Origin of the sequence: Delftia sp. CH05, assembly GCF_009827015.1 — a bacterium.
GTDB lineage: Bacteria > Pseudomonadota > Gammaproteobacteria > Burkholderiales > Burkholderiaceae_C > Comamonas > Comamonas tsuruhatensis.
Genome location: NZ_WUMG01000039.1, coordinates 1 through 19,545, shown reverse-complemented (window position 1 = coordinate 19,545; position 19,545 = coordinate 1). Strand labels below are relative to the sequence as shown.

General features: G+C 69.8%; 18 protein-coding genes. 12 read left to right on the top strand and 6 right to left on the bottom strand.

Annotation, left to right across the window (positions count from 1 at the left end; all coding sequences use genetic code 11):
- Positions 1–8 precede the first annotated feature (8 nt).
- The 4 genes from GRX31_RS23215 (at position 9) to GRX31_RS23200 (ending at position 4,193) form a co-directional block, all read left to right on the top strand.
- Complete coding sequence (locus tag GRX31_RS23215; protein ID WP_160855101.1) at positions 9–1,022, top strand: Gfo/Idh/MocA family oxidoreductase; 1,014 nt, start codon at positions 9–11, stop codon at positions 1,020–1,022.
- Positions 1,023–1,046: 24 nt separating this feature from the next.
- Positions 1,047–1,979: a TIM barrel protein gene (locus tag GRX31_RS23210; protein ID WP_160855099.1), complete on the top strand. Its 933-nt coding sequence runs from the start codon at positions 1,047–1,049 to the stop codon at positions 1,977–1,979.
- Positions 1,980–2,018: 39 nt separating this feature from the next.
- Positions 2,019–3,191 (top strand): Gfo/Idh/MocA family protein, encoded by a 1,173-nt coding sequence (locus GRX31_RS23205; RefSeq protein ID WP_017404563.1) that lies wholly within the window; start codon positions 2,019–2,021, stop codon positions 3,189–3,191.
- A gap of 120 nt (positions 3,192–3,311) precedes the next feature.
- Complete coding sequence (locus GRX31_RS23200; RefSeq protein WP_016452430.1) at positions 3,312–4,193, top strand: MurR/RpiR family transcriptional regulator; 882 nt, start codon at positions 3,312–3,314, stop codon at positions 4,191–4,193.
- Positions 4,194–4,276: 83 nt separating this feature from the next.
- Here GRX31_RS23200 and GRX31_RS23195 read toward each other — a convergent pair whose 3' ends face one another.
- A complete protein-coding gene (locus GRX31_RS23195) occupies positions 4,277–5,605 on the bottom strand; it encodes a dicarboxylate/amino acid:cation symporter (RefSeq protein WP_016449906.1) in 1,329 nt (442 codons plus the stop codon).
- Positions 5,606–5,828: 223 nt separating this feature from the next.
- On the opposite strand from GRX31_RS23195, the gene GRX31_RS23190 reads away from it, so the two are divergent.
- A complete protein-coding gene (locus GRX31_RS23190; protein ID WP_160855097.1) occupies positions 5,829–8,480 on the top strand; it encodes a hybrid sensor histidine kinase/response regulator in 2,652 nt (883 codons plus the stop codon).
- 26 nt (positions 8,481–8,506) lie between these two features.
- On the opposite strand, the gene GRX31_RS23185 is transcribed toward GRX31_RS23190, so the two are convergent.
- Positions 8,507–9,145 carry a LuxR C-terminal-related transcriptional regulator gene (locus tag GRX31_RS23185; protein WP_016449908.1) on the bottom strand — a complete coding sequence of 213 codons (639 nt, stop codon included), beginning with the start codon at positions 9,143–9,145 and terminating at the stop codon, positions 8,507–8,509.
- Between the two features lie 528 nt (positions 9,146–9,673).
- Between GRX31_RS23185 and GRX31_RS23180 the strand changes: the two genes are divergently transcribed.
- Positions 9,674–10,702 (top strand): porin, encoded by a 1,029-nt coding sequence (locus GRX31_RS23180; RefSeq protein WP_016449909.1) that lies wholly within the window; start codon positions 9,674–9,676, stop codon positions 10,700–10,702.
- Positions 10,703–10,938: 236 nt separating this feature from the next.
- Positions 10,939–11,103 carry a hypothetical protein gene (locus GRX31_RS30645; RefSeq protein WP_016449910.1) on the top strand — a complete coding sequence of 55 codons (165 nt, stop codon included), beginning with the start codon at positions 10,939–10,941 and terminating at the stop codon, positions 11,101–11,103.
- A gap of 59 nt (positions 11,104–11,162) precedes the next feature.
- On the opposite strand, the gene GRX31_RS23175 is transcribed toward GRX31_RS30645, so the two are convergent.
- From GRX31_RS23175 to GRX31_RS23160, 4 genes are all read right to left on the bottom strand, one after another.
- Entirely contained in the window at positions 11,163–11,921 is a 759-nt protein-coding gene (locus GRX31_RS23175; RefSeq protein WP_160855095.1) for a hypothetical protein, read from the bottom strand.
- Positions 11,918–12,910 (bottom strand): MlaD family protein, encoded by a 993-nt coding sequence (locus tag GRX31_RS23170; RefSeq protein ID WP_160855093.1) that lies wholly within the window; start codon positions 12,908–12,910, stop codon positions 11,918–11,920. Before GRX31_RS23170 ends, GRX31_RS23175 begins: the two co-directional genes overlap by 4 nt.
- 65 nt (positions 12,911–12,975) lie before the next feature.
- On the bottom strand, positions 12,976–13,779 hold the full coding sequence (locus GRX31_RS23165) for an MlaE family ABC transporter permease (protein WP_012204765.1): 804 nt from the start codon (positions 13,777–13,779) through the stop codon (positions 12,976–12,978).
- A 72-nt stretch (positions 13,780–13,851) separates the two neighbouring features.
- Complete coding sequence (locus GRX31_RS23160) at positions 13,852–14,316, bottom strand: Cd(II)/Pb(II)-responsive transcriptional regulator (RefSeq protein WP_160855091.1); 465 nt, start codon at positions 14,314–14,316, stop codon at positions 13,852–13,854.
- 39 nt (positions 14,317–14,355) lie between these two features.
- On the opposite strand from GRX31_RS23160, the gene GRX31_RS23155 reads away from it, so the two are divergent.
- From GRX31_RS23155 to GRX31_RS23135, 5 genes are all read left to right on the top strand, one after another.
- Positions 14,356–16,602, top strand: coding sequence for a heavy metal translocating P-type ATPase (locus GRX31_RS23155; protein WP_160855089.1), 2,247 nt, complete (start codon positions 14,356–14,358; stop codon positions 16,600–16,602).
- On the top strand, positions 16,599–16,985 hold the full coding sequence (locus tag GRX31_RS23150; RefSeq protein WP_016449914.1) for a DUF3703 domain-containing protein: 387 nt from the start codon (positions 16,599–16,601) through the stop codon (positions 16,983–16,985). Before GRX31_RS23155 ends, GRX31_RS23150 begins: the two co-directional genes overlap by 4 nt.
- A 48-nt stretch (positions 16,986–17,033) precedes the next feature.
- Positions 17,034–17,492, top strand: coding sequence for a hypothetical protein (locus GRX31_RS23145; RefSeq protein WP_237426763.1), 459 nt, complete (start codon positions 17,034–17,036; stop codon positions 17,490–17,492).
- A 121-nt stretch (positions 17,493–17,613) separates the two neighbouring features.
- A complete protein-coding gene (locus tag GRX31_RS23140) occupies positions 17,614–17,967 on the top strand; it encodes a hypothetical protein (protein WP_160855085.1) in 354 nt (117 codons plus the stop codon).
- A complete protein-coding gene (locus GRX31_RS23135; RefSeq protein ID WP_160855083.1) occupies positions 17,964–19,412 on the top strand; it encodes a TolC family protein in 1,449 nt (482 codons plus the stop codon). The genes GRX31_RS23140 and GRX31_RS23135 overlap by 4 nt, the downstream gene beginning before the upstream one ends.
- Positions 19,413–19,545: the final 133 nt, after the last annotated feature.

The window sequence follows — 19,545 nt, the reverse complement described above, 5'->3', positions numbered from 1 at the left end:
GGAACCATATGACGCTGCAGATCGGAGCAATAGGCTGCGGAGCCATCGGACAAGACCACATCCGCAGGATCTCCCGGGTGCTGTCGGGCGCCCGGGTGGTGGCGGTGACAGACATCGATGCGCAGCAGGCGCGGGACGTGGTGGCCAGACATGATCCGGCCATCGAGATCATGGACAGCGGCCGGGCACTGATCGCCGCGCCACAGGTGCAGGCGGTGCTGGTCACCTCCTGGGGTCCCTCGCACGAGGAACTGGTGCTGGAGGCCATCGCCCACGGCAAGCCCGTGTTCTGTGAAAAGCCGCTGGCGGTGACCGCCGCAGGCTGCATGCGCATCGTGCAAGCGGAGGTGGCGCAGGGCCGGCGCCTGGTGCAGGTCGGCTTCATGCGCCCCTACGACGCGGGCTACCGTGCGCTGCGCCATGTCATCGCCGCCGGCGAGATTGGCGCGCCCCTGATGGTGCACTGCGCGCACCGCAATCCCACGGTGGCCGGGGGCTACACCACCAGCATGGCCATCACCGACACGCTGATCCACGAGCTCGATGTCCTGCGCTGGCTGCTGGGCGACGACTACGCCAGCGCCCAGGTGGTGTTCCCCAGGAAGACGCGCCACGCATTGCCGCATCTGAACGATCCGCAGATCATCCTGCTGGAGACCGTGGGCGGTGTGCGCATCGACGTGGAGGTATTCGTCAACTGCCGGTACGGCTACGACATCCAGTGCGAAGTGGTGGGCGAGACGGGCATCGCGCGCCTGCCGGAGCCTGCGGCCGTGCCCATGAAGCGCGCGGCCAGCAGCTGCACGCCCCTGCTGACCGACTGGAAGCAGCGCTTCATCGCCGCCTACGACGCGGAGCTGCAGGCCTTCATCGACGGCGTGCGCGACCGGCAACTGACAGGTCCCTCGGCCTGGGACGGCTACGCCGCCGCAGTGGCCGCCGATGCCTGCCTGCTGGCGCAGTCCTCCGGCGCGATAGAGCGCATGGCGAGCGCAGCGCGCCCGGCGTTCTACCAGCCCTGAGCCCCTGACGCCATGACTGCGACCATGACAGCGTCCCTGACCATTGGCTGCGCGCCCTGCTGCTGGGGCGTGGACAACGTGGACAACTCGCACCTGCCGCCCTGGCGCCAGGTGCTGGACGAGGCCTGCGAGGCGGGCTTTCGGGGCATGGAACTCGGCCCCTGCGGCTACATCCCGCTCGAGGCGGCCCTGGTACGCACGGAATTCACGCAGCGGCGCCTGTGCATCACCGCCGGTACGATCTTCGACGATCTCGTCTCGCCGGCCCGGCTGCCGCAGCTGCTGCGCCAGACTCGCGAGATCTGCGGACTCATCAGCCAGCTTCCCAGGCCGGCCGCTGCAGCCGGGCAACGCTACCCGGCGCCCTATCTCGTGGTGATGGACTGGGGCCACCCCGAGCGCGACTTCGAGGCCGGCCACCCGGACCGCGCCCCGCGCCTGTCCGATGCACGCTGGGCCGCCATGGTCGATCACATCCGCCAGATAGCGCACCTTGCCTGGAGCGGCTTCGGCGTGCGCGCGGTGATCCATCCGCATGCGGGCGGCTACATCGAATTTGCCGACGAGATCGACCGCATCGCCGCCGACGTGCCGGCGCAGGCCGCCGGACTGTGCCTGGATACCGGCCACCTGCACTACAGCGGCATGGACCCGGCAAGCTGGCTGCGCCGGCATGCGGCACGGCTGGAATACGTGCATTTCAAGGACATAGACGCCCAGGTGTACGGGCAGGTGATGGGCGAGCGCATTGCGTTCTTCGACGCCTGCGCCCGGGGCGTGATGTGCCCCATCGGCCAAGGCGTGCTCGACTATCCGGCCATAGGCGCCACGCTACGGGAGATCGGCTATGCAGGCTGCATCACGGTGGAGCAGGAGCGCGACCCGCGCAATGCGGGTGCCAGCCTGCCCGACGTGGCCGCCAGCCGCGCCTTCCTGGCCCGCACAGGTTTTTGCTGAAGACGCTTTTGCTGAAGACGCAACACAAAGGTGGACACCATGATCGACGGAACCCTTCTGCCCGGCCGCCCGATTGCCTGGGGCATGGTCGGCGGCGGACACAACAGCCAGATCGGCCATGTGCACCGGTCGGCGGCGCTGCGCGACCACAATTTCCGGCTCGTGGCCGGGGCGTTCGACATCGATGCCGCGCGCGGGCGCCGGTTCGGCGAACAACTGGGCGTGGACGTGCAGCGCTGCTACGCCGACTACCGGGCGATGTTCGAGGCCGAGGCCGGCCGCCCGGACGGCATTCGCGCGGTATCCATCGCCACGCCCAACAACACCCATTTCGAGATCTGCAAGGCCGCCCTGCTCTCTGGCCTGCACGTGGTCTGCGAGAAACCGCTGTGCTTCACCACGGCCGAGGCCAAGGAGCTGCTGGAGCTGTCCCTTGCCAGGAACCGCATGGTCGGCGTGGCCTACGGCTATGCCGGCCACCCGCTCATCGCCCAGGCGCGCGAGATGATCGCGCGGGGCGAGCTGGGCGACATCCGCATCGTGCAGATGCAGTTCTCGCACGGCTTTCACAGCGAGGCGGTGGAGCAGTCCAGCCCCGCCGCGCGCTGGCGCATGGACCCGGCCTTTGCCGGCCCCAGCTATGTGCTGGGCGACATTGGCACGCATCCGCTGTACCTTTCCCAGGTGATGCTGCCGGGGCTGAAGATCGAGCGGCTGATGTGCAGCCGGCAGAGCTTCGTCAGCAGCCGCGCCCCGCTGGAGGACAACGCCTTCACCCTCATGCAGTACCAGGGCGGCGCCATGGGCTACCTGTGGGCCTGCGCGGTCAACAGCGGCTCCATGCATGGGCACAAGCTGCGCGTCATCGGCGCCAGGGCCAGCCTCGAATGGTGGGACGAACACCCCAACCAGCTGCGCCACGAAGTCCAGGGCCAGCCGGCGCAGGTGCTCGATCGCGGCATGGGCTATCTGCACCCCGCCGCGCTGCAGGAAGACCGCATCAGCGCAGGCCATGCGGAAGGCCTGTTCGAGGCATGGTCCAACCTCTACCACCGCTTCGCGCTGGCCATGGAGGCCACGGACAGGCGCGATCGCGAGGCGCTGCAAACCATCCTCCATCCGGACATCCACGCTGGCATCGAGGGCGTGCGCTGGGTGGAGAACTGCGTGCGCTCGGCCGATGCCGGCGGGATCTGGGTGGACTACTGCTAGGGAATGCCATGCCCCGCCTGGGCTGCCAGCGGCCCGGGACCCGGGGATCGCCATGGCATCATGGCCCATCCAGAAATCAGTCGATCCCTTGCCCCGGGATCGCCCACCGGCCCGCCTGCGATGAGCCCTTCCCCGCCGCCCCCCGCATCCGTGGACCGACTCCTGCAGCAGATTGCCCAGGAATACGATGGCCTGAGCCGGCAGCTCAAGGCCATTGCCCGCCACATCGAGGTCCACCGCGACCAGCTCGGCCTGCAAGGCATACAGTCCCTGGCCGCGCAATGTGGTGTGCAGCCCTCGGCCGTCGTACGGTTTGCCAAGCATTTCGGGCTCTCGGGTTTTTCCGAGATGCAGCGCCTGTTCCGCGAAGGCCTTGCCGAGCAGATCGCGCCGGGCCGCGCCTATGAGCTGCGCGTGCGCGACATGGTCGAGGCAGGCCCCGCCGCCCTGGAGCCCGTGCAGATTGCCGACGAATTCCTCAAAGGCGGCATGGCCGGCATGCAGCAGCTGCGCCAGAACCTGGACGGTCAGGCATTCGACCGAGCGGTGGAGCTGCTGGCCGGCACGCAGGCGATCTGGATCGCCGGCTCGCGCCGCTCGTTTCCCGTGGCCGTGTATCTGGAATATGCGCTGCAACACACCGACAAGCGCATAGGCCTGTTCAGCGCGCTGGGCAGCATGCAGCAGGGGCAGATCCGGTCGGTGCGCAGCGGCGACGTGATGATCGCCATTTCCTTCATGCCCTATGCGGACGAAACCGTGCAGGTGGCGCAGTGGGCCAGGCAGCGCAGCGCCCACCTGATCGCCATGACCGACAGCCGCATGAGCCCCATTGCGCGCGAGGCCGAGGCGGCCCTGATCGTGCAGGACAGCGCCACCTTCGGCTTTCGCGCGCTGACGGCGGCCATGGGGCTGGCGCAAAGCCTTTTCGTGGCCCTGGCCTACCGGCTGGAGCTGTCGCTGCGCTCGTCAGCCGCGCCCGGCAGCTTGGCAGGCGAGTAGACAAAGCAAAGCGCCACCCTGGGGTGGCGCGGCGGTGAGGCAGGCAGGGGCCGTTGCCGGCCCTTGCCCTGGCCAGGGCGTTCTCAGGCCTTGGCCACGGCGGCCTCGGCAGGCAGAGCCTGCACGGGCTCTCCGTCCAGGGCGGCGTTGAGCTTGCTGTAGTCCAGCTCGTTTTCCCAGCGCGAGACCACCACGGTGGCCACGGCGTTGCCCATGAAGTTCGTCAGCGAGCGGCACTCGCTCATGAAGCGGTCCACGCCCAGGATCAGGGCCATGCCGGCCACGGGCACCTCGGGCACCACGGCCAGCGTGGCGGCCAGCGTGATGAAGCCCGCGCCGGTCACGCCGGCAGCTCCCTTGGAGCTGAGCATGGCCACCAGCAGCAGCGCGATCTCGTGGCCCAGGGTCAGGTGGGTGTTGGTGGCCTGGGCGATGAACAGCGCGGCCAGCGTCATGTAGATGTTGGTGCCGTCCAGGTTGAACGAATAGCCCGTGGGCACGACCAGGCCCACGACGGACTTGCCGCAGCCGGCGCGCTCCATCTTCTGCATCAGCGAAGGCAGGGCCGATTCCGAGGACGAGGTGCCCAGCACCAGCAGCAGCTCGGCCTTCAGGTAGCGTGCCAGCTTGAGCACCGAGAAGCCGCACAGCCGCGCCACGAAGCCCAGCACCACGACCACGAAGAGCAGCGAGGTGATGTAGAACGAGCCCACCAGCCAGGCCAGGTTGACCAGCGAACCCAGGCCGAACTTGCCGATGGTGAAGGCGATGGCGCCGAAGGCGCCCAGCGGCGCAGCCTTCATCAGGATGCCGACCAGCTTGAACACGGGGGCCGTCAGCGCCTCCAGGAAGTTGAGCACGGGCTTGCCGGCGTCGCCGACCATGGCCAGCGAGATGCCGAACAGCACGGCCACGAACAGCACCTGCAGGATGTTGTCGCCCACGAAGGGGCTGACCAGCGTCTTGGGGATGATGTCCATGGCAAAGCCGGTGAGCGTCAGCTCATGCGACTTGGCCACATAGCCCTTGACGGCGGCCTGGTCCAGGTCGGCCGGGTTGATGTTCATGCCGGCGCCAGGCTGCACCACGTGCGCCACCACCATGCCGACCACCAGGGCCAGCGTGGAGAAGAACAGGAAGTAGGCCATGGCCTTGAGGAACACCCGGCCCACCGTGCGCAGGTGCGTCATGCCCGCAATGCCGGTGACGATGGTCAGGAAGATCACCGGCGCGATGATCATCTTCACCAGCTTGATGAAGGCGTCGCCCAGCGGCTTGAACTGCTCGGCGTACTGGGGCTCGAAGTGGCCGAGCAGCACGCCCGCCACGATGGCGACCACCACCTGGAAATACAGCTGGCGGTAGAAGGGCAGCCGCTCGGGGCTGGCGGCGTGGGTGGGGACGGCATGCATGGTGCGGCTCCGGCAGGATTTCTGTGGGGTTGACGCACCACCGAGGTGCGGCAAGTTGCGGGAAGGTGCAGGTTGTACCGCTGGCATCCTCCGGCGCCGATAACCTATTGGTATTAGGCGCAGGCGCTCTCCCAGGGAGAATGGACGCAGAATCAGGGTAATCCCCAACCCCTTCCCGTCCCTGGAAGGCACCAAGCTGGCGCCCAATCGGGCCCAGACCACCATGCCCCAACCCGTTCGACGCCCTTCACGCCGCTCCTTCTGGACCCTGCTGCTGCTGTTCGGCGGCATGCTCGCCTGCATGCTGCTGGCCGGGGAGCTGGTCTACCACCGCGCCCTGCGCGGCGAGGCCGAAAGCGTGCAGCGCCAGCTCAGCCTCTACGCCCAGGCCCTGGGCCAGCGCATAGACCGCTACCGAACCCTGCCCGAGGTGCTGGCGCTGGATGCGCAGCTGCGTGCCGCCCTCACCCACCCGCTGTCTCCCGCCGAGGTCGATGCCCTCAACCGCAAGCTGGAGCAGGCCAACGGCGCCAGCCAGTCGTCCACGCTGACCCTGATCGACCGCCACGGCACGGCCCTGGCCGCCAGCAACTGGCGCGAGACGCGCAGCAACGTGGGCGTGGACTACAGCTTCAGGCCCTATGTGCAGCAGGCGCTGTCGCGCGGCAGCGGGCGCTTCTACGGCATCGGCCTGACCACGGGCCTGCCGGGCTACTTCCTGTCGCAGGCCATCCTGGACGAGCACAACGCCGTCGCGGGCCTGGTGGTGATCAAGATCGCGCTGCTGGAGCTGGAGCGCGAATGGCTGCAGACGCCTGACGTGGTCATGGCCTCGGACGAGCACGGCGTGGTCTTCCTGGCCAGCCAGCCCGACTGGCGCTACCGCCTGCTGTCACCCCTGAGCCCCGCCGACGAGGCGGACCTGGCCGCCACGCGCCAGTACATCGACCAGGAACTGCACCCCATGCGCTACCGGGTGCGCCAGGGCCTGGAGCAAGGCAGCCGCCTGGTGCAGATGCAGGAACCCGCCCTGCCCGGCACCACGCTGTGGCAGACCCTGCCCCTGCCCGGCAGCGACTGGCAGTTGCACCTGCTGCATGACACGCAGGCCAGCACCGTGGCCAGCCGCTGGGCGGCGGCGGCGGCGGCGGGAGGCTGGCTGGCCCTGGGCATGCTGGTGCTGTTCGTGCGCCAGCGCAGGCGGCTGGCCGCGCTGCGCCTGCGCAGCCGCCTGGAGCTGGAGACCGTGCTGCGCCAGCATGCCCAGGAGCTGCGCACGGCCCAGGACGGCATCGTCCAGGCCGCGCGCCAGGCCGACACGGGCCTGAGCCGCAGCCTGGAGCACCTGCCCCAGGGCGTGGTGGTGATCGATGCCGACCTCAACCTGGTGGCCTGGAACTCGCGCTACGTGGAGCTGTTCCGGTTTCCCTCCGAGCTGCTGCGCACGGGCCAGCCCATAGAGAACCTGTTCCGCTACAACGCCCGGCGCGGCCTGCTGGGGCCCGGCCCCATCGAAGAGGCCATCCACCGGCGGCTGCAGCATCTGCGCAGCGGCAGCCCGCACCTGCGCGAAAGTACCAAGGACGACGGCACGGTGCTGGAGATCCGCGGCAACCCCCTGCCCGACGGCGGCTTCGTCACCAGCTATGCCGACATCACCAGCTACAAGAACGCCGCGCGCGAGCTGCGCTCGCTGGCCGATGCGCTGGAGCAGCGCATTGCCGAGCGCACGCGCGACCTGGCCGAGGCCAAGCGCGAGGCCGAGCAGGCCAACCGCTACAAGACCCGTTTCGTGGCCGCTGCCGTGCACGACCTGCTGCAGCCTCTGAACGCCGCGCGCATGTTCAGCTCCCTGCTGCGCAGCCATCTGCATGACGACGCGGGCCGCCATGTGGCCGACAGCATCGACGGCGCCCTGGCCGCGCAGGACGCCATCCTGGGCAGCCTGCTGGACATCTCGCGCATGGAATCGGGCCAGCTGGAGGTGCGCGTGCGCGACTTCGCGCTGGGCCCGCTGCTGCAGGTCATGCGCCACAACTTCGGCATCCTGGCCGAAAGCCGGGGCCTGCGCCTGAGCGCGGTGGACACGCGCTGCGTGGTGCGCAGCGACGAGGCCCTGCTGCGCCGCATCCTGCAGAACTTCCTGTCCAACGCCATACGCTACACGCGCCAGGGCCGCATCGTCATCGGCTGCCGGCGCCAGGGCCAGCAGTTGCGCATCGAGGTGCACGACCAGGGACCGGGCATTCCCGAGAGCCTGCAGCACGAGATCTTCGAGGAATTCCGCCGCCTGGACGAGGGCCATGGCGACGACCGTGGTGCCGGGCTGGGCCTGGCCATCGTCGAGCGCCTGGGCCGGCTGCTGGGCCATGAGATCGGCCTGCGCTCGCAACTGGGCCGGGGCAGCGTGTTCTGGGTCTGCGTGCCGCTGGGCGACCCGGGCGCCGTGCCGCAGATCGCCGCAAGCGCGCAGACCGGCGACCCGGACCAGGATGCACCGCTGCAGGGCATGAACGCCTGGTATGTGGAGGACGATCCCCAGTCCTGCACCGCCATGCGCGCCCTGCTGCAGCGCTGGGGCTGCAGCGTGCCGCTGGCCGGCGGCCCGGCCGAGGCGCTGGCGCTGGCCGCGCCCGGCGAGGCACCGCAACTGGTGCTGCTCGATGTGCGCCTGGGCCAGTTGCACGGCCCCGATGTCTACGCGCAGCTGTGCCAGCGCTGGGGCCAGTCGCCGCCCGTGATCCTGGTCACGGCCGAGCGCGACGGCATGCTGCGCCGCCAGGCGGCCGAGCGCGGCTGGGGCTTTCTGGCCAAGCCCGTGCGCCCGCCCGCGCTGCGCGCGCTCATGAGCCAGATGCTGCTGCGCCACCGGTAGGGGCACGGCACGCCGCGGCATGGAGTTCAGGCCGTGCCGTCGTTCTCCAGGCTCTTGACCAGTACGGCAGCCTGCGTGCGGCTGTAGCACTCCAGCTTCTTGAGAATGGCCGTCACATGCACCTTGACGGTGTTCTCGGCCAGCCCCAGTTCATGGGCGATCTGTTTGTTGAGCAGGCCGTCGGCCAGGCACAGCAGCACGCGGAACTGCTGAGGCGTGAGCTGGGCCAGCCGCGCGGCCAGCGCGGCGTCGGCCTCGGAGCGCTCGGCGGCCATGGGCGGGAACCAGCTGCCGCCGTCCAGCACTTCCTGCAGGGCCGTGCCTATGGCCTCGGCCGGCGCCGACTTCGGAATGAAGCCCGCGGCACCGAACTGCTGGGCACGGCGGATCACGCGCGGATGGTCGTTGGATGAGATCACCACCACCGGAATGTCGGGGTACTCGCCGCGCACATGCAGCAGCGCGGAGAAGCCGCGCGCGCCCGGCATGGCCAGGTCCAGCAGCACCAGTTCGATCTCGGGGTGCTGCTGCAGCGCCGCCCCCAGGGTCGCAGCGCTTGCGGCCTCCAGCACGGCGAACTGCGGCAGGGCCTCGCGCAGCACATGGATCACCGCAGCGCGGAACAGCGGGTGGTCATCGGCAACGAGCAGGGTGGATTCGGACATGGGCGCGAGTCTGACACGTCTGCAAACACATGCCCGGCTCATGGACCCCCGTGGAGGCCGGTGGCCGGGTTGCAGGCTGGCACGCCGTTTGCAATCAGTTGCAGCCACAGGCCTGGCAACAGGCGGAAATCTTCCTCCAACCGACGAACAAGGAGCCCTGAATTGACCTTTGAGCCCTCTTGCAAGGACCTGCTGCACAGGCCTGGTGCCCCGGCCCCAACCCAGTGCACGGCAGCGTTCAAGCCGCAAGAGTGCAAAACACAAATTAAGTTTCGTCATAACTGTGTCAAAGACACCACTTTCTGGCCGGTGCAATGGCTGGGATGCGTTGTAATACGCGGCTTAGCCAGTCTGGACTGCCTCGCGCGCGCACCGCAAAGGCACACCGACACCGGCCGGACCCTGATGCGAAAACGCCACTGTCCCAGGTTTGCCACATAGCCCGCCCAGGGCGTTTGCCTCATCGTCTGCCCCGGTCACAGCACTGGCCAACCGTTTCCACTATCCAACAATGAAAGACTCCTCAACATGAAACGTTCCTTCATCGCACTGGCCGCTGCACTGGCCTGCGCCGGCGCAGCACACGCCCAAAGCTCGGTCCAGCTGACAGGCCTGGTGGACGCCTATGCCGGCTCCATGCGCATGGCTGGCGACGCCAGCGGCAAGGGCGTCGTGGGTTCGGGCGGCATGACCACCTCCTGGTGGGGCATGAAGGGCCAGGAAGACCTGGGCGGCGGCCTGAAGGTCGATTTCCAGCTGACGGCCTTCATGCGCGTGGACACCGGCAGCCCCGGCCGCTTCGACGGCGACCCGTACTTCTCGCGCGATGCCAACGTCGGCCTGTCCGGCGGCTTCGGCACGGTGCGCCTGGGCCGCGGCATGGCGCCCAACTTCCTGCCCACCATCCTGACCAACCCCTTCGGCGACTCCTTCACCATCTCCCCGCTGGTGCTGCACGCCAACGTGGGCACGGCAGCCTGGGGCTCGGCCAACCTGACCACGCCGTCGGACACCGGCTGGAGCAACCAGATCGTCTACAGCACGCCCAAGTTCGGCGGCCTGCAGGCCAACGTCCACTACCAGTTCGGTGAAAAGGGCGGCGACTCCGGCAAGAAGAACATCGGCGTGAACGCCATGTACTTCGGCGGCCCCCTGAGCCTGGTGGCCTTCTACGAGCGCGCCCAGATCAGCAACCCCGTGAGCCTGGCCGTCATGCCCACCAAGACCGACTGGATGCTGGGCGGCACCTACAACTTCGAAGTGGCCAAGCTGTACGCGACCTATGGCCAGGCCAAGGTCAAGGACCTGGACCGCAAGAACAGCACCTACTCGCTGGGCCTGGACGTGCCCGTGAGCAGCGCTGGCACCATCAAGGCAGCCCTGGCCCGCACCAAGGCCGAGATCGGCGCCGTGGACTCCACGCGCACCACGGCCAGCCTGGGCTACGACCACTACCTGTCCAAGCGCACCGATGTGTACACCGTGCTGATGCACGACCGCATCACGGACCTGAAGTCGGGCACCAGCCTGATCGCGGGTATCCGCCACCGTTTCTAAGGCGACGCCTGGCCTGCCAGCACGGGCCGGGGACTTACGTCCCGAACTTTCAGCGAGGCCCTGCCTCGCTTTTTTTTCGGCCTTCTGAAGATCGATAGGGAATTTCTCCCACCGCTTTTTTCACGAACGTCAAGAGAGAAAGCGATTGTCCGACAGCCACGCTGCGCAATCCGGTGTGCAATGGAGTCCAGGCCCAGCCCCATGCTCTGCCTGCGCTGCCAGACAGGAGGTGCACCATGCGCAGACCCAGCCCCTTCGGACGTCATCCCTTCATTGCCTTCACCGCCACGGTATTGCTTGCCGTCGCCGCCAGCGTTGCCACCTTGTGGCTGGACAGCGCCGCCCCGGCCGCAGACACCTTGCTGCAAAAAGACCCGGGCGCCCTGCTGTCGTCGATGTAGGCCCTGCAAGCGCCTGCAAATGCCTGCCCAGCGCCATCCCTTGCGGACTGGCGCTGTTTTCATTTGCCGGCCGATGCGCCGGTTGATGTACCTGCCGATGCGCCCCCACCGCTGGCCGTCTTCTCCAGCAGCGCCAGCCTGCGCCTGACGGCCTGGGCCTTGTCCACCTCGCCCGCCTGATCATGGGCCCTGGCCTGCAGCAGCAGCCAGGCCATCACCGCCCGGCGCCAGCCCTGGGCCGAGGCGGTCTCGGCACCCAGCTCCAGCAACTGCGGCTGTGCCGCCCCCGCCCGCAAGGCCGCGCCGGCCGCCACCAGCCGGGGCAGCGGCTCCTTGATGGCGCCCACGGCAGCCAGCGCCGAGGCAGGCACACCCAGCAACGCCTGCGCCACGGGACGCTGTAGTTCCGGCAATAGCGCAATGTCTTCGGGCCGGGGCCTGCCTTGCAAATAGCGCGCATAGGCGGCCTCGGCTGGCGCCGCGTCAAGCGCCAGCGCCTGGTAGCCGGGGCAGTCGTCCCATTCGAGACTGGCCACCTGGGCCGCGCAGCGCATCAGCTCCAGACGCGCGGCCAGGTCGGTGCGGCCCGTGGCGGCCACTTCGGCGCGGGCCTTGTCCCATTCCAGGGCCTGCACGCGCTGGCGGCCTTCCAGGTAGGCGGTGGAGGCGCGCTGGGACGCAGATTCGGCATTCAGCGCCCAGTCCGGTGCGGGCGGGCGGCTGCTGCAGCCGGCCAGCACCACGGTCAGCACGGCGCCGGCGGCGGCATGGCGCGCCAGAAGGGTTGCGGCAGAAAGTTTCTTGGCGGCAGCACTCATGGCAGCTTCAACTCCGGTTGATGGGCAAACGGCCACTTGCGCTGCAGGTCGGCCAGCACGCCTTCGAGGCGGCGCAGGTTGCCCTCGACCTCGGCGCGCAGGGCGCCCAGGTCGGCCGTGGCCTCGCGCGCATTGGAGCCCACGGCCTGGGCCTCGGCCAGCACGGCGTCCACCTTGCCCAGCGTGCGGCGCGTGTCGGCCAGCAGGCCGTTGAGCTGCACCACGGTGGAACGCACCTCGGGCATGACGCCGCCGGCGTCGAACACCTGGCTGTCGGCCCGCGCCACCATGCGCTCCATGCGGGCCAGCGTGGCATTGGCGCGGTCCAGCAGGGCCGTGACCTTGCGCGCCTCCTGCTCGCTGCCCATGACCACGCCGAGCACGCCGCCCGGCCCCTGGGCCCGGCCGGCCAGGCCCCGCAGCTCGGTCAGCGACCCGCCCAGGGCCGAGTCCGGTGCGGTGAGCTGGGCGATGTTGCCCAGCACTTCCTTGGCCGTGGACATGATCTGCGGCAGCTCGGCCGTGGCATCGCCGCGCAGCACGGGGCGCACGGCCTCGTCGGGCAGCGGCAGATCGCTGAGGATGCCGCTGTAGGCCTTGATGGTGGTGCCGCCCACCAGCCCCTTGACCAGGGTGAAGACGCTGGACTCGCGCAGCCAGTGCGCGTCCTTGCGCGGCACGTCGATGAGGATGCGCACATTGCCGTCCTCGGCCAGCTCGATGCGGCGCACGCGCCCGATCGGAAAGCCCGAGAAGGTCATGTCCATGCCCACGCTCACGCCCTCGGAGTCGTCGGCCGTGAGCACCAGGCGCTGCGTGGCGTCGAACACGCCGCGCGAGTACAGCAGGTACAGGGCCGATCCAAGAATCAGCACCAGCGTGAACAGCAGCAGGCCCGCCGCCTTGGCGCGCAGGTGCGCCACAGGCTTGAGGGCCTCGATTTCCTCGCCGTCCCAGGGGTCTGGCGGCGTGCGCCGCGTATCGGTCATGGCATTCCTTGTTCTGGCACGGGCCTTGCCGTGCATGTGGGGTTCGTGGAGTTCAGCGGGCGTGCTCAGTAGTAGTTGCCCATGAGCGAGATCACCTCGATCACCAGCAGCACGGCAAACATGCGCGCAAAGCCGCCCAGCGCCGCGCCGCCGAGCCGGTGGCGCCGCAGCGGCGCATACAGGCCCGAGGCCATGGGCATGATGGCCACGGTGAGGCTGAAGAACCAGGTCTTGAGCACGAAGACCAGGGTCACGGCCGGCGTGAAGATCTGGCCGAAGATGCGCGTGTAGCCGGGCAGGCCCGCCAGCGTGAAGCCATAGACGCTCAGGTAGACGGTGACCAGGGCCACCACGCAGCTGAGCACGGCCAGCGTGACCGAGGCAAACACGCCACCGGCCGCGCGTGGCACCAGGGCCATGCGCAGCGGATCGGAGCCGCGCTCCTGCCAGGCCTGGAGCTGGCCCCGCGCGCGCAGCTGCGCAATCAGCGTGCCGTTGGGAATGGTGCAGCGCATGGCCACGAACAGTGCGGCCGTCAGCGGGATCAGCTCGATCACCAGCACGCGCACCACCATCTCCAGCGCATAGCGCGACAGCCCATAGCTCAGCGCCGTGACGATGACGATGCGCGTGATCACCGCGCACAACAGCGCCGCCAGCGCCGTGAATCCCAGCAGGATGGGCCCGGTCTGCACATAGATCTGGTGCGCCATGGCACGCCGCGCGCCGCGCCGGTAGCTGGAAGGGGACATGGCCAGCACCAGCAGCACGGCGCCCAGGTAGACGCTGCGCCACCAGGCCAGCGCATGGTCGCGCAGCGCCGCCCAGATGCGGTCGGGAAGGGACAGGGCTGCGTGGCTGAGGCTCATCGGTCGATGATAGCGAGCCGTACCGGGACGGTCCGTCGGACGCCGGCGCAAGACAGGCAGCCGCGGACGGCGCTACACATGGCGCTTGGCGCCGGAGCTGCCCAGGGCGGGTGCCAGCGGTTCGTCGGCCTGGGCATGCAGGGCCTCGATCAGATGGCAGTAGCTGGCCGACCCGTCGCACTGGCTGCGCAGCTGCATCAGCTCATGCTCCAGCGCGCGCAGCTCGGCCAGGCGCTCGCGCACATGGCCCAGGTGGGCATCCAGGGTTTCGTTGGCGGCCACGCAGTCGGCCTTGCTGGCGCCGTCCAGCGCCAGCAGGGTGCGCACCTCGTCCAGCGACATGTCCATGGCGCGGCACAGGCGGATGAAGCGCAGCCGGTGCACATCGCTGTCGCTGTACAGCCGGTACTGGTTGTCCTCGCGCGCGCCTGCACTGAGCAGCCTTTCCTTCTCGTAGTAGCGGATGTTGGCGGCGGCCACGCCGGAACGCTTGGCCGCCTCGCCGATGCGCCAGCGCGCAGATTCATGCTGTGACATGCTTGACCTTGAAGTGACTTCACCGTTTCCAATGCTCGCATGAACTCCAATCGCCTGCCAAGCCCTCAGGGCAACGAGGCCCTGAAAGCCTTCCCAGCCCATTCCACGCCCGCCTCGACTTCGCCGTCTTCCGCCTGCGGCACCGATTGCTGCGCGCCCTTCACCATCACCCAGCCCACGCCGGCCCGCAAGAAGGCCCATGGCCACTCGCATGCGCACGGCGAGGGCCACGATCACGCCCACGCCCACGCCCACGCCCACGCCCACGCCCACGCCCACGCCCATGACCACGACCATGACCACGGTCACGACGAGAGCGATCCCCATGCCGGCCACGACCACAGCGTGCTGCCCGGCTGGCCGCGCATCACGGCCGCGCTGATTGCAGCCGTGCTGGCCGAAGCCGCCCACTGGGTCAGCGGCTCCCAGGGCGGCGTGCCGGCCCTGCAATACGGCGGCATGGCCGTGGCCGTGCTGGCCATTGCCCTGTCGGGCCTGGGCGTCTACAAGGCCGGCATCCGCGACGTGCTGCGCCTGAAGCTGGGCATCCACGCGCTGATGGCCATTGCCGTCACGGGAGCCTTCGCCATCGGCCAGTGGCCCGAGGCCGCCATGGTCATGGCCCTGTACGCCGCGGCAGAGCGCATCGAGGACCAGGCCATGGACCGCGCGCGCAATGCCATCCGCAGCCTGCTGCAGATGGCGCCCGAGACGGCCGACGTCCTGCAGCCCGACGGCAGCGTTCAGCGCGTGGCGGCCGCCGACGTGGCGCTGGACGCCACCGTGCGCGTGGCCCCCGGCGCGCGCGTGCCGCTGGACGGCGTGGTCCTGCGAGGCCAAAGCTCAGTCAACCAGGCGCCCATCACCGGAGAAAGCGCCCTGGCCGACAAGGCCCCGGGCGACGAGCTCTACGCCGGCAGCATCAACCAGGATGGCGAGCTGCAGATGCGCGTCACCTCGGCGGCCAATGACAGCCTGATCGCGCGCATCGTCCACGCCGTGGAGCAGGCCCAGGCCTCCAAGGCGCCCACCCAGCGCTTCGTCGATCGCTTTGCCGCCGTCTACACGCCCATCGTGCTGGTGCTGGCCATTGCGCTGGCGGTGCTGGCGCCGCTGGTCATGGACTGGAGCTGGCATGACGCGGCCTACCAGGCGCTGGCCCTGCTGGTCATCTCCTGCCCCTGCGCCCTGGTGCTGTCCACCCCCGTCACGGTGGTCAGCGCGCTGACGGCGGCTGCACGCCGCGGCCTGCTGATCAAGGGCGGCCAGGCGCTGGAATCGGCGCGCAAGCTGCGCGCCATTGCCCTGGACAAGACCGGCACGCTGACCACGGGCAGCCCGAAGCTGGTCGAATGGAAGTCCTGGGGCGAAGAGGATGCAGCCCGGGACGCCGCCCCTGGCCCCGCCCTGCCCGCCGCGCGCGCCCTGGCCCTGGCCGGCCGCTCGGACCACCCGGTCTCGCGCGCCATTGCTTCCGGCCTCCAGGCCGATGCCGCCGTGGCCGCCGATGCCGCGCGGGCCTCGGTCAGCAAGCTGCTGGCCCTGCCCGGCCGTGGCGTGCAGGCCGAGATCGACGGCCAGCTCTGGACCCTGGCCAACCTGCGCTGGGTGCAGGAGCAAGGCTGGGACAGCGCCGCGCTGCGTGCCGGCTTGGCCATGCACGAAGCCCAGGGCCGCACCGTGACCCTGCTGGCCAACAGCAGCGGCGTGCGGGCCCTGTTCGCCGTGGCCGACCCGCTGCGGCCCCAGGCCCGCGAGGCCGTGGCACGCCTGCAGGCCCTGGGCGTGCAGCCCGTGGTGCTCAGCGGCGACAACACGGCCACCGTGCGCTCCATCGCTGCCGAAGCCGGCATCCAGGACGCGCGCGGCGGCCTGCTGCCCCAGGACAAGCTCGACGCCTTGGCCGAGCTGCAGCGCACCCGCGGCCCCACCGCCATGACGGGCGACGGCATCAACGACGCACCGGCACTGGCCCAGGCCGACATCGGCTTTGCCATGGGCGGCATGCACAGCACGGGCATGGCCATGGAAACCGCCGACGTGGTGCTGATGAACGACGACCTGCGCCGCCTGCCCGAGGTGGTGGAACTGTCGCGCAGCGCCCACGCCGTGCTCTGGCAGAACATCGCCCTGTCGCTGGGCGTCAAGCTGGTGTTCTTCGCGCTGGCCCTGGCCGGCAACGCCAGCATGTGGCTGGCCGTGCTGGCGGACATGGGTGTGAGCCTGCTGGTGGTCGGCAACGGCCTGCGGCTGCGCCGCTGGGGCAGCGACCGGGAGACGGCATGACCGACGCCCAGCGCCGTGCCGCCTTCACCCACCTGCTGCACAGCTTCCGTTCAAGCCAGGACCAGGCGCCCGCACAGCGCTGGCTGCTGCTGGAGGCCAGCCATGTGCTGGGCCAGCAGCTGCTGGGCCTGCACTGGCGATCCCACTGCTGGATGCTGCGCCACGCGCTGCAGCTGCGCGACGGCAGGGAGGTCGCCGGCCAGCTGCTGCGCCTGGCCCTGGTGCCCGCAGGCCATCTGCTGGACCGGCTGCCGCGCGGCAACACCGGCCGCACCACGGTGCCGGCCACCCTGCCCATGGACATGCCACCCGCCATATCGGCGCTGATCGCCGAAGCACTGCGCACTACGCGCCGCCCGCCCGGGCAGAGGGCCCGCACCTGAGGAACTTCGCGGCACCGTCCGGTATCATCCATGCCTATGCGTCGCCCCTTGTCCATTGTCCTGGTCTTGCTGCTGGTCCTGCGTGGCCTGCTGGGCGATGCCATGGCCATGGGGGCGGCTCCGGTGATGGGCGCCCCGGCTCCGGCCGTCGCATTGGCGTCGGACTCCGTACTCCACCACCATGCGCCGGAGATCGCGCAGTCGCCGGACAGCCATGAACGGCATCCGGCACACGCCACGGAGCAGCCCTCTCACCCCTCGCATACGTCGCACGCCGAGCACAGTGCAGACTGCTCCTCCCAGGCCGGCAGCCCTGCGGGCGGCAGCTGCGGCGAACATGAACATGGGCCCAGCTGCACCCTGTGCGGCATCTGCCATTCGGCCCTTTTCACCCCTGGCCAGATCGGTTCGGACGGCGCAGCGCCGTCCGCCGCACTGCGCCCCCAAGGCAGCGCCCGCTTTGCCAGCGCGGCCAAGCTGCAGGCCATCAAGCCACCCATTTCCTGAAGCCTGACGCCCGAAGTGCGTCCGCGCCATCCCTGCCGCCCCTCCATGGGCAGCCCGCTTGCGGGCATGGCGGGGCGTCTGGCCGCGGATGCGTTGTCCGTTTCGCATTCAGGAGAACACCATGCGCCGTGCGCATTTTCTAGTCCCCCTTATCCAATTCGGGCTGGCGGCCCTTGCCGCATCCAGCCCCGCTGCCAGGGCCCATGACGGCAGCCACCCCCCGGCCTCTTCCTCCGCAGGCCTGAACGGCGCCATCGATCCGGCTGCGGCCAGCCTGCCGCTGCGCCATGCCGCGCTGCCGGCCAGCGGCGCCGTGGAAACCGAGCTGACCGACTGGCGCCAGGCCAACGCCGCCGTGGGCGAGTTTCCCAACGGCCATGTGGACATCCTGCGCTGGGAGGCGGCCCAGGCCGGCCGATTCACGCCTGCGCCGTCCCCGCACGGCTCTCACATGCAGCACGGAGGCCGGCCATGAAGCGCACCGTCTTCGCCCCCACTCGGCTGGTCGGCGCCATGGCTGCCGTGCTGGCCCTGGCCGGCTGCGCCAGCATCTCGCCCGACGGCCTGCGCGGCGCGGTCCAGTCCCATACCGCCAGCCGCCTGCCGGACGGCGCCCAACTGCCACCAACCGATCTGCAGGCCCGCGACGCGGCGCAGCAGCGCATCGACGAGTGGCTGCGCCAGCCGCTGGACATGGACCAGTCCGTGCGCATCGCACTGCTCAACAATCCCGGCCTGCAGGCGCGCCTGGCGCAACTGGGCGTGCAGGATGCAGACCGCGTGCAGGCCCTGACGCTGCCCAACCCCACGCTGACCCTGGGCCGCATGGTCAACAGCGACGAGCGCGAGATCGAGCGCCAGCTGAGCTTCGGCCTGGTCAGCCTGATCACCCTGCCCTGGCGCAGCCGCTGGCAGGGCATGCAGATGGAACAGGCCACGCTGACCGCCGCGCAGGACGTGCTGCGGCTGGCCGCCGACACGCGCCGCGCCTGGCTGCGCGCCGTGGCCGCGCGCCAGCAGCTGGCGGCCAGCGAGCGCATGCACGAGGCGGCCGAGGCCGGGGCCGAGCTGGCGCGGCGCATGGCCCGCGTGGGCAACTTCAGCCGGCTGCAGCAGGCGCGCGAGCTCAGCATCCAGCAGGACACCGCAGCGCAGCTGGCGCGTGCGCGCCTGGCCGCCACGGCCGAGCATGAGCAACTGGCCCGCCTGATGGGCCTGTGGGGACGGCGCATCGATTTCAAGCTGCCCGACCAGTTGCCCGCCATCCCGCAGGCCGCCACGCAGTTGCGCGCCGGGGACGATGCCGAGGCCACCGCGCTGCGCGAGCGCCTGGACCTGCGCGCCCTGCGCCGCGACCTGGACCATCTGGGCGAGCGCCGGGGCTGGGCGCGCGCCGGCGCCATCTTCGGCGACATCGGCCTGGGCTACAGCCGCAACACCGCCACGGACCGGGCCACTGGCCACAGCGATGTGACACGCGGCTGGGAGATCGACCTGCCCCTGCCGCTGTTCGACTGGGGCGGCGCCGCCAGCGGCCGCGCGCGCGCCGAGCTGCAGCGCAGCGCGGCCCAGCTGCAGCAAGGCGCCATCCAGGCTCGCGCCGAGGCGCGCAGCAGCTGGATGCGCTACCGCACGGCCTGGGACCTGGCCCACCAGCAGCAGGCCGAGGTGCTGCCGCTGCGCCGCTTCATCCAGGACGAAACCATGCTTCGCTACAACGGCATGTTCGTCAGCGTCTGGCAATTGCTGGCCGAGGCCCGCAGCAGCGCCCAGGCCGTGGCCACCGCCACCGATGCGCAGCGCGACTTCTGGCTGGCAGAGACCGACCTGCAGCTGGCACTGACCGGCACGTCGCCGGGAGCCATCCAGGCTGCCGCCAGCGCTGCCGCGCCCACCCCCACCAACGAAGCGAGCCACTGACATGAACCGCCGCAATTTCTTCACCGGCGCCGCCGTGGCCGCCGTCTCCAGTGCCGCCGTCAGCCGCGTGGCCCTGGCCGCCCTGCCCGAGGCAGCGACCCAGTCCTCGGCCGAGACCACCGCCCCGCTGGCC